Consider the following 11,996-nt stretch of genomic DNA (forward strand, 5'->3'; position numbering starts at 1 on the left):
AGCGCCTCTTTTTTACTTTTCACGTTTTTCTTTAATTGCTACTGTACATCTTGATATACATAGTAAATCATCATTTTCATCAATAATACGAACATCCCAAACCATTGTCGATTGTCCTCTATGTATCGGTGTTCCGATCGCTGTTACAATTCCATCTTTCTTTGAGCGAATGTGGTTTGCATTAATTTCTAATCCGAAACAAATACATTTTTCTTGATCAATTAAATTGTATGAACCAACACTTGCCACTGTTTCTGCTAATGCAACCGATGCACCGCCATGTAAAAATCCAAATGGCTGATGCGTACGCTCATCAACAGGCATCGTAGCAACCACCTTATCTTCTGTCATCTCTAACAACTCAATTCCAAGTGAATCCATTAAAGTTTTTGCCATATCGCTTCCTCCTTCTCTTGCTTTAATTAAATGTATAATTTTACCTATTTATTTTCAAACTACTTATAACACTTATATAAGGAGGCTTCACCTAAATGAAACAGAAATTTTGTATATTACTGCTTATGTTCTCCTTGCTGACTATTGTACCAAATTGTGCAATAACAGCCAAAGCATCTAACCTGACAATCGATGTTAAGACTGTAACGCAAAAAGGTAAGAAACCTTATATAGAATATCAAATAAATAGGCCTTCTTTTCACAACTTTTCTGACTCTACATTTCAAAATAAGCTCAATTTATACTACAAAAAATCCACTGACAAATTTAAAAACAAATTAGAAAAAGAAGCAAAAAAATACTATAAAGAGACAGAAGGATCTAGTACACCATTTCATCCGTACGTAGCAAATGTTGATTATAAAGTCTCTTTAAACAAACCACCTTTTCTTAGCCTATATGTGAATTACTATCAATATACTGGCGGAGCACACGGTCTTTATACGTGGAAGGCAAATACATTTGATTTAAAAGAAAAAAAGCTACTGCACTTAGACGATTTATTTCAACAAAAAGATAAATATAAAGATGTAATCCGTGCAGAGATTGTAAGACAAATTAAACAAAATGAAAGTATTTATTTTCCTGATGCAACTGAAAAGGTAATGAGTATGAAAAAGTTTCACTTCTTTTTAGAGCCAGACAATCTCGTCATTTATTTCCCTTTATATGAGATTGCTCCGTATTCAAGTGGAATTCCGCAATTTCGTATTCCATATACGTTGTTAAGAGACTATTTAAAGCCTTCTTATCAAAATATTTTGATTGACAACAAGTAAATATTTTAGCTACGATAATGTTAACCTAAAAACAACAGGAGGTTAACATTATGAAAAGATTACATGTTTTAGATTTAGCATTAGCTGCCATGTTCGTTGCTCTTATGGCCATCGGTGCAAATATTGTATCTTGGGCACCATTCCTTCAAGTAGCAGGTATCCCATTATCTATGCAACCATTTTTCGCAATTTTAGCAGGTCTTCTTCTTGGAAGTAGACTTGGTGCTTTATCCATGACTGTTTATATGCTCGTTGGCGTAGCCGGCGCACCAATCTTCGCTAACTTCAAGGCTGGATTTGGAGCACTTTTAGATCCTACTGGTGGTTTTATTATCGCATTTATTATCGTTGCTTACGTATCGGGGAAACTAGTAGAACAAAAAGAAAGACCAACATTCATTACATTTGCGATTGCCTCTTTCACAGGAATTATTTTAACTTATATAATCGGTACTACTTACATGTACGGGGCAGTCAATCTCTTTATGGGCGGTAATATGAGCTATAAAGCTGCTTGGATGATTATGATGTGGTTTGCAGTAAAAGATATTGTATTTACAATTATCGGTGCTATTATCGCCCCTCGCATATACTATGCTGTGCGTCGTTCTGCTTATCAGCATTCTCATTCGACGATTTCATAATAAAAAAGAGTTATTGCGGCTTGCTGCAATAACTCTTTTTTTATATTAAGACTCTTGATTCACTTGTTCTTCTAAAATTTTCTTCATCATTACAACCATGTCATCACGTAATTCTGGGTGTTGCAGGGCCATTTCAATTGTCGTTTGAACGAATCCTAGCTTTTCACCTACGTCGTAGCGCTTTCCTTCGAAATCGTAAGCAAATACACGTTGGATTTCATTTAAGCTTTGGATTGCATCTGTTAACTGAATTTCACCACCAGCACCGACATGTTGCTGCTCTAAGAACATAAAGATTTCAGGCGTTAAAATGTAACGGCCCATAATCGCTAAGTTTGAAGGTGCTGTACCTTGTGCTGGTTTCTCAACGAAATTGCGAACTTGGTAACGACGACCTTCTTGTTCTAATGGATCAATAATTCCGTAGCGGTGTGTTTCATTTTCTGGAACCGTTTGTACACCAATAACAGAAGAAAGCGTTTTATCATATTCTTCGATTAATTGACGTAAGCATGGTTTTTCAGCTTGAACGATATCATCGCCTAATAAAACAGCAAATGGCTCATCACCGATGAATTTACGTGCACACCAAACAGCGTGTCCTAATCCTCTTGGTTCTTTTTGACGAATATAATGAATATCTACCATTTTTGAAGAAGCCTGTACTTTTTCAAGTAACTCATACTTTTTCTTTTCTAATAAGTTTTGCTCTAACTCAAATGCATTATCAAAATGATCTTCAATAGAGCGCTTTGTTTTACCAGTAACGATAATAATATCTTCGATTCCTGATTGTATTGCTTCTTCTACGATGTATTGGATAGTTGGTTTATCTACTATCGGCAACATTTCTTTCGGCATTGCTTTTGTCGCTGGTAAAAAACGTGTTCCCAATCCAGCTGCTGGGATTATGGCTTTTCTTACTTTTTTCATCACAAAATACCCTCTCTTCTGTCAGAATCAATAACGATCATTTCCTTACATAAAACAAAAGGGAGATTTCGCTCCCTTTTGTTCCCTACTACTTAAAATTACTTTATATTATAAACGATTCATAATATCTTCTTTAATAGTAAGTAACTTTTGTTCACTATTTTGTAAAGAACTATCTTTTACACCAAAGTAGAACTTAATCTTCGGTTCAGTTCCAGATGGACGTAGGCAGAACCATGAACCATCCTCTAATTGATATTTTAACACATTTGATTTCGGTAAGTGAATCTCTTCTTTATGTCCATCTTGTAAAGATGTAACAATGCTTGCTTTATAGTCTTCAACTGCTACGACTGTTAAGCCCGCTACTTCTTTCGGAGGATTCTCACGGAACGTCGCCATCATCTCTTGGATTTGTTCCGCTCCATCTTTTCCTTTTAACGTTAACGATACAAGGTCTTCACGGAAGAATCCGTATTTCTCAAATACTTCTAATAGACCATCATATAACGTTTTCCCTTGTGATTTGTAGTATGCAGCTACTTCACATGCAAATAGGACAGATTGTACTGCATCTTTATCACGGCAGAATGGACGGATTAAATAACCATAGCTTTCCTCATAACCGAATTGGAATTCGTATTGTCCGCTTTCTTCATACTGTCTAATTTTCTCACCGATAAATTTAAATCCAGTTAACGTATCAATTGTATCTAAACCGTATGCTTTTGCAATTGTACGACCAATTTCAGACGTTACAATTGTTTTTAATACGACACCGTTCTCTGGAAGCGTTCCGTTTTCTTTCTTTTGAGATAGTAAGTAATCAAGCATTAATGCACCTGTTTGGTTACCTGTTAATACTTGGAACTCACCATTATGATTACGAACTGCTACACCAAGGCGATCTGCGTCAGGATCAGTTGCGATTAATACATCTGCGCCTACCTTTTCACCGTCACGAATTGCATACTCAAACGCTGCATGCTCTTCTGGGTTCGGTGATTTTACTGTAGAGAAGTTTGGATCTGGTAACTCTTGCTCTTTTACAACTGTTACATCTGTAAATCCAACTTCTTTTAAACCACGGCGTACAGAAATATTTGATGTTCCGTGTAATGGTGTAAAGACGATTTTTAAGTCTTTACCAACCTTTTGTACCATTTCTTTATTAATGATAACATTATTCAATTCTGCAGCATATGCATCATCTACTTCTTGTCCAATAATATGTAATAAACCGTCAGCTTTTAATTGCTCTACATCAGCGACTTCAACTGTTAATTCATCTTCTACTGCGTTTACGTAGCTAATTAACTCATCTGCCTCTTTTGGAGGCAACTGTCCACCATCTTCACCGTATACTTTATATCCGTTATATTCAGGCGGATTATGGCTTGCCGTAAGAACGATTCCACTTACTGTATGTAAATGACGAACTGCGAAAGAAAGCACTGGCGTTGGACGTAAGCTTTCAAACACATATGTTGTGATACCGCGTGCGCCAAGTGTTGCAGCGACCTCCATTGCGAATTCAGGCGATTTATGTCGAGAATCATAAGCTACAACAACACCTCGTTTTTTCGCTTCCTCACCTAACTTTTCAATAAAGCTTGCTAATCCTTTTGTTGCTTTACGAACTGTATATACGTTTAAACGGTTCGTACCAGCACCAAGTTCACCACGCATACCACCTGTGCCAAACTCTAGATTTTTATAAAAGCTATCCTCGATTTTCTTCTCATCTTGCTTCATATTTTCTAGCTGTTCTTTTAATTCTGCATCTAATTGTGCGTAAGAAAGCCAGCGACTAAATTCTTGTCTCCAATTCATTCTTCTCTCTCCTCCCGCTTGTCATATCTTTATTATATGAAAAAAATATGCTGTATCTCAATATTTTATAAAATCTAGCAGGATTTTACTAGGAATATTTGTATACACTATTGTTAAATACTCCACTAAAGGGAATGAGGATTATGCAAGAATGGGGCTTGTCAGAAGAGCTCAAAATACAAACAAAGCAAATGATTGAAATTGCTGAAAGAGAACTATCGATTATGAGAAACGCAATCGATAAAGAAGATGAATGTATTTTATGCAAAATGGAAGATATTCATCATATGTTGGCAAATGTACAAACATTGGCAGCTACATACTATATTCAGGCATATTTATCACCTTATACGGAAAGTTCATCTTTTATTACGACAGCTATCCAACATTTAAGCGCTAGAAAACATGGTGCTCTTATCGTTGTGGAACGAAATGAAACGCTTGAAGCTTTCATTCAAACTGGAACGACATTAAACGCTCATTTAACTGCGCCATTACTCGAATCAATATTTTACCCAGGTAACCCTCTTCATGACGGTGCCGTTCTCGTAAAAAATAATCATATAGTCTCAGCTGCTAATATTCTTCCTTTAACGAAAAGTACAGAAGTTGATTCTGAGCTAGGAACGCGTCACAGAGCTGCAATAGGCTTATCGGAAAAGAGTGATGCACTTATATTAGTTGTCTCTGAAGAAACGGGCCGTACTTCTTTTGCTTTAAATGGGATTTTGTATACAATTTCTTTATAAAGTGAAACTTTAATCAGCCCTCACCAATTGAGCGTTTACGGGCAACCCCACCTCACTTCTTTGCTTCCACTGAATTTTGAGGTTAGGGTCTTACTGTCCGGCAAATAGCGGGATAAACAAACCTATAAAAAAGAAGACTGTTCCAAAATATTGGAACAGTCTTCACTTATACTCTTATTCTTCTCCGAAACGCTCCACAAGTGTTGCAAGTGTACGTACCATTGCACCAGTTGCTCCAGCTGGACCTAAGTCGTGCGCGCCTTTTGTTTCTGATGTTCCAGCGATATCTAAGTGTACCCACGGTGTATCTTCAGCGAATTCGCCTAGGAATGTACCTGCCATAACCGCATGTCCTTCACGGCCTGGTGAGTTATTTAAATCAGCAAACTTACTGTTTCTCACACGTTCTTTATCACGATCAAAAATCGGTAGTTGCCAAATTGGTTCATCTGTTTCCATAGAAGCCTCTAGTACTTGCTCAAACAACTCTTCATTATTTGTCATTGCGCCTGTCGTATGGTTTCCAAGTGCAACAATTACACCGCCTGTTAATGTTGCAACATCAACAAGGTAGTTTGCGCCAAGTTTTTTCGCATACGTAATACCATCAGCTAAAGCTAGACGACCTTCTGCATCCGTATTTAATACTTCAATTGTTTTTCCACTCATAGATGTGATTACATCGTCTGGCTTAAATGCCGTACCACTTACAACGTTATCAGTTGAAGGAATAACAGCGATCACATTTTGTTCTGGGCGCAGTTCTCCGATAATTTCCATCGCACCTAATACAGCAGCTGCACCGCCCATATCACCTTTCATACCAACCATGCCTTCACGTGGTTTTAAAGAATAACCACCTGTATCGTATGTAATACCTTTTCCAACGAATCCAATGACATCTGTCCACTCTTCTTTTCCTTTATAAATAAGAGCAATCATTTTGGGTGGCTCTGTACTACCTTGGTTTACTGCAAGTAACGCACCCATACCAAGATCTTCCATCTCTTCTTTTTCAAGAACTTTATAGTCCATATCATACTTCTCCGCTAACTCAACAGCATACTCAGCAAGCTTTGTCGCTGTTAATACGTTTGGCGGCATATTTACAAGTGTACGAGCTGAATTTGTTGCACGTCCATGTACGTAGCCAACTGTTAATGCGGCTTCAATTTCTTGTGCATCTTCCGCTGTAATAGCCGTGAACTTCTCTAACTCTACACGATCCTTTTTATCTGATTTATACGTTTGTAATTCATATGTACCAAGGCCTTGTACCTCTGCTGCAATATGAGCGACATCAATCGCGTCTAATTTCTCTGTTACGAAAGAATCAAGTAAGATTGCTGCATCTTGTACTTTTGCTGCTTGTAGTGTTTTAAATGCCTTACCAAGAGCCACACGTAACGTTTCTGTCGTATAAGACTCTTTCTTGCCTAAACCAACAAAGTAATACCGTTTCACATTTGTTTTTCCTAAGCTATGTACTTTCGAAATGGCCTTTTTCTTCGTAGATAATTCTTTCTCTTCTAGTAAAACTTGTAATTGTCCTTCAAACGCTTTGTCCAGTTCTTGTACAAAACTACTCATTTTCTCTTCTTCAAATAAAGCGACAATTACTGCTTCGTGACCTGCTAATTCTTTTTGTACTTGAAACATGTTCAGACCCCCTAAATTTCTCTACCACCATTATAACTTTATTTTCGATAAAATGCGACAATTCTAACTACAGTTATATGACGTGTAAAATCTCCTCTATTATGAAATAAGCCAAGAAAAAAAGTCTAGCGTAATTACGACTAGACTATCTTTGCTTTAAATATTGACCACGAAACACTTGCATCGTTTCGTCTTGATTTAACATCGTTAACTCTTCTTCTGTAAACTTACCTTTTCCTACTTTTACTACATACACATTTACTTTTTTCTTACCCCATTGGCTATAAACATCTTTCACCGTATCATAATATAAATCAAGACGGTTTCCTTTTATTGCTCCGCCCTTATCAGCTACTACACCATACCCGTAACCTGGCACGAAGAGAATCGTTCCAATCGGGAATACGCGTAAGTCCGCAGCAATTGTGGAATATAAATCCCTTTTCACTTTAACACCTGAATATGTAATACCATACTCTGGATGCCCTGGCCTCTTACCTGTTGACTCAATCCCCGATGTATAACCTGTTGCAGTCATTTCAATTGAACGATATTTAGACCAGTCGTTTGCCTGCTCTAAAGCATTTATCACTTCTTTACTCGGAGCAACATTTCTCTTAACTTCTGCTGCATGTACTTCTTTTGCACTCATTCCTTCATATGTCTTTACAATCTCTAATAAAGAAACTCCAGTGAAAGCCTTCCATGTTACGCATAATGCAAATGCAAGTAAACAAGTCATCATAATGCGAATACAATATCGTTTTAACATTTTTATATTCCACACTCCTTCATCGTTAATCATTCCCTATACGATGAAGGAATATGCAAAAAATAATCTCCAACTTAGTTGGAGATTAAAACATTTGATATCCGCTTTTCCGAAGTTTCTTGATCACGACTCCTGCTAAAGCAGCCCCTACTAATCCAGTAGATAGAATAAACACGTCTGCTTGTCCTAAGTGCGATACACTTGTCCCAAATGAAGAAAATGTTTCTTTCGGTTTTGAAAAATAATCCCACATACTCGCTTTATTAATAATAAGCATACAAACAATCGGATACACAATAACCATTACCCAAGTAGCTCGCAAAATCATGTTGAGTAAAAATCCAATTCCAAAGAACAAAATAAAAAATAACATCATTGAAATAAGTAGTACCGGTATACTCACTCTTTCTCCCTCTCCTTCGCACGTGCCGTAAATACGTGATAGGCTGTATAACCAAATGGTTCTCCTGGATTTAATGTTTTGTCCACTTCAAGATGTAGTTCTGATCTTCCTTCTAACAAATATTTAATAAGTACAGACGTATTCGGATCGTCCGCAATCTTATCTGGATGTAAGAACGCCACTTCAGACAATTCTTTCTCCTGTACAATAATATTTTCTCCTTCAGGCTCCAAAAGGAAAATAATCATATTATCACTAATTTCATCACGAATAACACCCGATCGAACACCAATGATCCCCTTCACATGAGCGACAATGCCTGTCTCTTCTAACACTTCGCGTTTCACAGCTTCATCAACTGTCTCACCTTCATTTACAAAACCAGCCGGTAAAGACCATTTCCCTTTTAATCCACTGTATTTCTTCTTAACGAATAGCCACCTGCCATCTTTTGTAGCTACTAAGCCACTAACAGCTAACCATACTTTCCCGCGCTTCCCCATGATGCATCCTCCTCCATCCGAACGGACAGAATATTCTTTCTTTTCTATATATTATACTATACTTTTTAATTCGCTGTGAAATTTCCTTTTTTCAAAAAGTGAAAAAACCCATTTTGTCGATATACTGTTAACAAAAAAATATCAAGATGCAGAAATGTAATTATGAAGAAAATAAAACATTGGATTCATCCATTTCATGATAAGGCAATGTTCAAATAAAACATTTCTCCCATCTTTCTATTGTTATATCGAAAACATGTATTATATGAAAAAAAAGCAGAAACGGCGCTTAGCCGTTTCTGCTTTTTCTACTATATATTAAAAGAACTTTAATTTACCTTTTTTAAGAACTAATAAAGGTCCACCTAATAAGAATAAGTAGCGGTTATCGATTACTTTCTTCATGAAGGAAGCTTTCCAACCTGTTAACTTTTTACCCATAACAACGCCCATTGCATCGTCATGACCTAAAGAACATACAGATCCTTTATTATCGAATGCGAATTTTTTCATTTCGCCCTTGCCACGAACTAATACAGTTAAGTTGTGTGCAATATTGTAACCTTGTTGAATTGCAATTTGTGCTGTTGGTGGGTAAGGACGGTTAATTTCTTCGTTAATGATTAACGCTGCATCACCAACCATGAATACCTCTTCGTATCCTGGAGCGTGCATGTACTCATCAACTTTTACACGTCCGCGCATTGCTTCAAAGCCAGACTCTTCCACAATACCATTACCACGAACACCTGCAGCCCAAACTACTGTTTTAGACTTAATTAATTCAGTATCATCACCATTTGCAACAATAATACCTTCTTCAGTTGCTTCTTTAATTGCTGTACCGATGCGGAATTCTACGCCTTTTTTCTCAAGTTGTTTTACAGCATATTCTACTAATGCTGGATCGAAACCTGGAAGTGCTGTTGGAGCAGCTTCTACACAGATGATACGTGCTTTTTCACGTGGTACATTGTACTGTTTGCAAAGTTCAGGAACACGGTTTGCAAGCTCACCTACGTACTCGATACCAGTAAATCCAGCACCACCAACAACGATTGTTACTAACTCATCGCGCTTTTCATCTGCATATTTAGCGAAACTAGCTTCCATATGCTCACGAATTTCACGAGTTGCATTAATGTTAGCGATTGAGAATGCATGCTCTTTTAATCCTGTAATTCCGAATGTTTCTGATTCGAAACCAAGACCGATTACTAAGTAGTCATACTCTAACTCGCCGTCTTTTAAGATAATACGTTTTTCAGCAGCTTTAATTTCTACTACTGTGTCTTGTACAAAGTTCACTTTATTTGTATCAATAACGTCTTGAATATCTAGACAGATTTTTTCATCTTGTAATGTACCAGCTGCGCTCTCGTGTAACCAAGTCGCTTGGTAGTGATAGCTGTTGTTGTTTACTAACGTAATTTCAGCTTCATTTACAGATAATGCTTTTTGCAGACGAACAGTCGTAATCATCCCGCCATAACCTGCACCTAAAACTACGATTTTTGGAGTCTTCACCAAATCACAACCCTTTTCTTTATATAATAGTAATGAGAAATAATACCAAGTACTAAAAACTCTATTTGTCAAGAATGTGGAATTTATCACATTCTATATCATAACAAAACGCAGTCAAAAAATCGTACGAATTTTGTCATAGAAATTTAACATAATACTTCCCTATATTAGTCGGTTTTATTCCAGAATTCAAGCTTCTGGAGAATTATCAATATTTTAAAATAACATAGCGTTTTCAAGGGTTTTTCAACCTTTTTTTCATGTATTTTCCTTTCTGTATATTTTATACAATACAAAAAGCATCTATGCGAAAACTTACACACAATTCAGTCGTTTTCAGAAGTATTATGAACTCAAATATGCTATCATTTATTTGAAAGTGTCATCATTTGCAGGATTTTCGTGTACATATGAACAATATATGAAATCAATATCAAAATTCCATCTATAGGGGGAATGAAAGTGGCAGAAAATCAAAAAGTTTACGACATAACAATTATTGGTGGTGGTCCAACAGGACTATTCACAGCATTTTATGGCGGGATGAGACAAGCAAGTGTAAAAATCATTGAAAGCTTACCTCAACTTGGAGGACAATTATCCGCACTCTACCCTGAAAAATACATTTATGATGTAGCTGGATTTCCAAAAGTGCGCGCACAAGAATTAGTTGATAACTTAAAAGAGCAAATGAAGAAATTTGATCCAACCATTTGCTTAGAAGAAGCTGTTGATACGCTTGAAAAACAAGCTGATGGTATATTTAAACTTGTTACGAATAAACAAACTCACTATTCTAAATCAGTCATTATTACTGCCGGCAATGGTGCTTTCCAACCACGCCGCTTAGAATTAGAAGGTACAGCAAAATACGAAAAGAAAAACTTACATTATTTCGTTGATGATATGAATAAATTTGCTGGCAAGCGCGTCGTAGTATTTGGCGGTGGCGACTCAGCAGTAGACTGGACGATGATGTTAGAACCGATTGCTGACAAAGTTACAATCGTTCATCGCCGTGATAAATTCCGCGCACATGAACATAGCGTCGAAAACTTAATGAATTCTCGTGCAGAAGTAAGTACACCGTATGTTCCAGTTGAACTCATTGGTGATGACAAAATTGAACAAGTCGTTCTTCAGCACGTAAAAACTGAAGAAAAAGTTATCATCGATGTTGATGATGTAATTGTAAACTACGGCTTCGTTTCCTCTCTTGGCCCAATTAAAAACTGGGGCTTAGATATACAAAAAAATAGCATCCTTGTGAATTCAAAAATGGAAACAAATATTCCTGGCATTTACGCTGCTGGTGACATTTGTACATATGAAGGAAAAGTAAAACTTATCGCTTGTGGATTTGGCGAAGCACCGACAGCAGTAAACAATGCAAAAGCTTACTTCGATCCAAATGCAAAACTTCAACCAATGCATAGCTCAAGCATGTTTTAATATGTAAAAATAAAAGCTCCTTCCATACGCGGAAGGAGCTTTTATTTTATATACCACGAAAGCACACTGAATTCGATACACTATCGAACTCAGTGTGCTTTTCGTCTACAAAAATTATTGTTTTCTTCTTCTACCTAATACGAATAATACTCCGCCAACTAAGAATGAAATTCCCGCACCAACTGACATCATCCATGGATGTGCTGCCCCTGTTTTCGGTAATTCTTTTTCTACTTTTACTTGCGGGTCTTTATTTAACTTTTCCAGTCTTACTTCCGGTTTCTTC

Annotated in this window: 13 protein-coding genes; 4 read left to right on the forward strand and 9 right to left on the reverse strand. The window is 36.8% G+C overall.

Annotated features, from left to right (window positions below):
* Positions 1-12 precede the first annotated feature (12 nt).
* On the reverse strand, positions 13-396 hold the full coding sequence (locus ATL10_RS27655) for a hotdog fold thioesterase (RefSeq protein WP_001140612.1): 384 nt from the start codon (positions 394-396) through the stop codon (positions 13-15).
* 95 nt (positions 397-491) lie between these two features.
* Here ATL10_RS27655 and ATL10_RS27660 point away from each other — a divergent pair, with 95 nt between their 5' ends.
* The gene (locus ATL10_RS27660; RefSeq protein WP_000810334.1) at positions 492-1,235 is read left to right on the forward strand and encodes a DUF3298 and DUF4163 domain-containing protein; all 744 of its coding nucleotides are present in this window, start codon (positions 492-494) and stop codon (positions 1,233-1,235) included.
* A 50-nt stretch (positions 1,236-1,285) separates the two neighbouring features.
* Positions 1,286-1,879 (forward strand): biotin transporter BioY, encoded by a 594-nt coding sequence (locus ATL10_RS27665; protein ID WP_110497931.1) that lies wholly within the window; start codon positions 1,286-1,288, stop codon positions 1,877-1,879.
* Between the two features lie 45 nt (positions 1,880-1,924).
* Here ATL10_RS27665 and galU read toward each other — a convergent pair whose 3' ends face one another.
* Complete coding sequence (gene galU / locus ATL10_RS27670) at positions 1,925-2,812, reverse strand: UTP--glucose-1-phosphate uridylyltransferase GalU (protein WP_000757815.1); 888 nt, start codon at positions 2,810-2,812, stop codon at positions 1,925-1,927.
* A gap of 108 nt (positions 2,813-2,920) precedes the next feature.
* Positions 2,921-4,645 carry a phospho-sugar mutase gene (locus tag ATL10_RS27675; RefSeq protein WP_097925193.1) on the reverse strand — a complete coding sequence of 575 codons (1,725 nt, stop codon included), beginning with the start codon at positions 4,643-4,645 and terminating at the stop codon, positions 2,921-2,923.
* A 143-nt stretch (positions 4,646-4,788) separates the two neighbouring features.
* On the opposite strand from ATL10_RS27675, the gene cdaS reads away from it, so the two are divergent.
* Positions 4,789-5,394, forward strand: coding sequence for a sporulation-specific diadenylate cyclase CdaS (cdaS, locus tag ATL10_RS27680; RefSeq protein WP_001158743.1), 606 nt, complete (start codon positions 4,789-4,791; stop codon positions 5,392-5,394).
* A 174-nt stretch (positions 5,395-5,568) separates the two neighbouring features.
* Here the strand turns inward: cdaS and pepA are convergent, their stop codons facing one another.
* The 5 genes from pepA to ATL10_RS27705 all read right to left on the reverse strand — a co-directional run bounded on the left by pepA (position 5,569) and on the right by ATL10_RS27705 (position 10,258).
* Positions 5,569-7,053: a cytosol aminopeptidase gene (gene pepA / locus ATL10_RS27685; protein ID WP_098235655.1), complete on the reverse strand. Its 1,485-nt coding sequence runs from the start codon at positions 7,051-7,053 to the stop codon at positions 5,569-5,571.
* A 145-nt stretch (positions 7,054-7,198) separates the two neighbouring features.
* Complete coding sequence (locus ATL10_RS27690; RefSeq protein ID WP_002094181.1) at positions 7,199-7,825, reverse strand: 3D domain-containing protein; 627 nt, start codon at positions 7,823-7,825, stop codon at positions 7,199-7,201.
* Between the two features lie 85 nt (positions 7,826-7,910).
* Positions 7,911-8,228 carry a YuiB family protein gene (locus ATL10_RS27695; RefSeq protein WP_000027016.1) on the reverse strand — a complete coding sequence of 106 codons (318 nt, stop codon included), beginning with the start codon at positions 8,226-8,228 and terminating at the stop codon, positions 7,911-7,913.
* A complete protein-coding gene (locus ATL10_RS27700) occupies positions 8,225-8,731 on the reverse strand; it encodes an NUDIX hydrolase (protein ID WP_000517993.1) in 507 nt (168 codons plus the stop codon). Before ATL10_RS27700 ends, ATL10_RS27695 begins: the two co-directional genes overlap by 4 nt.
* A gap of 318 nt (positions 8,732-9,049) precedes the next feature.
* A complete protein-coding gene (locus tag ATL10_RS27705) occupies positions 9,050-10,258 on the reverse strand; it encodes an NAD(P)/FAD-dependent oxidoreductase (protein ID WP_141548244.1) in 1,209 nt (402 codons plus the stop codon).
* Between the two features lie 462 nt (positions 10,259-10,720).
* Here ATL10_RS27705 and ATL10_RS27710 point away from each other — a divergent pair, with 462 nt between their 5' ends.
* Complete coding sequence (locus ATL10_RS27710; RefSeq protein ID WP_000829772.1) at positions 10,721-11,710, forward strand: NAD(P)/FAD-dependent oxidoreductase; 990 nt, start codon at positions 10,721-10,723, stop codon at positions 11,708-11,710.
* A gap of 114 nt (positions 11,711-11,824) precedes the next feature.
* Here the strand turns inward: ATL10_RS27710 and ATL10_RS27715 are convergent.
* Positions 11,825-11,996: LPXTG cell wall anchor domain-containing protein (locus tag ATL10_RS27715; protein WP_142670017.1), on the reverse strand; the 172-nt coding region annotated here is incomplete at its 5' end.

Source organism: Bacillus sp. 196mf (assembly GCF_003217275.1).
In the GTDB taxonomy this organism is placed as follows: Bacteria; Bacillota; Bacilli; order Bacillales; family Bacillaceae_G; genus Bacillus_A; species Bacillus_A thuringiensis_S.

What these genes read in the sequence shown, in the direction of transcription:
- ATL10_RS27665 (WP_110497931.1), top strand. Translation starts at nt 1,286, where the DNA reads ATGAAAAGATTACATGTTTTAGATTTAGCATTAGCTGCCATGTTCGTT.
- ATL10_RS27690 (WP_002094181.1), bottom strand. Translation starts at nt 7,825, where the DNA reads ATGTTAAAACGATATTGTATTCGCATTATGATGACTTGTTTACTTGCA.
- ATL10_RS27660 (WP_000810334.1), top strand. Translation starts at nt 492, where the DNA reads ATGAAACAGAAATTTTGTATATTACTGCTTATGTTCTCCTTGCTGACT.
- ATL10_RS27655 (WP_001140612.1), bottom strand. Translation starts at nt 396, where the DNA reads ATGGCAAAAACTTTAATGGATTCACTTGGAATTGAGTTGTTAGAGATG.
- galU (WP_000757815.1), bottom strand. Translation starts at nt 2,812, where the DNA reads ATGAAAAAAGTAAGAAAAGCCATAATCCCAGCAGCTGGATTGGGAACA.
- ATL10_RS27675 (WP_097925193.1), bottom strand. Translation starts at nt 4,645, where the DNA reads ATGAATTGGAGACAAGAATTTAGTCGCTGGCTTTCTTACGCACAATTA.
- cdaS (WP_001158743.1), top strand. Translation starts at nt 4,789, where the DNA reads ATGCAAGAATGGGGCTTGTCAGAAGAGCTCAAAATACAAACAAAGCAA.
- ATL10_RS27700 (WP_000517993.1), bottom strand. Translation starts at nt 8,731, where the DNA reads ATGGGGAAGCGCGGGAAAGTATGGTTAGCTGTTAGTGGCTTAGTAGCT.
- pepA (WP_098235655.1), bottom strand. Translation starts at nt 7,053, where the DNA reads ATGTTTCAAGTACAAAAAGAATTAGCAGGTCACGAAGCAGTAATTGTC.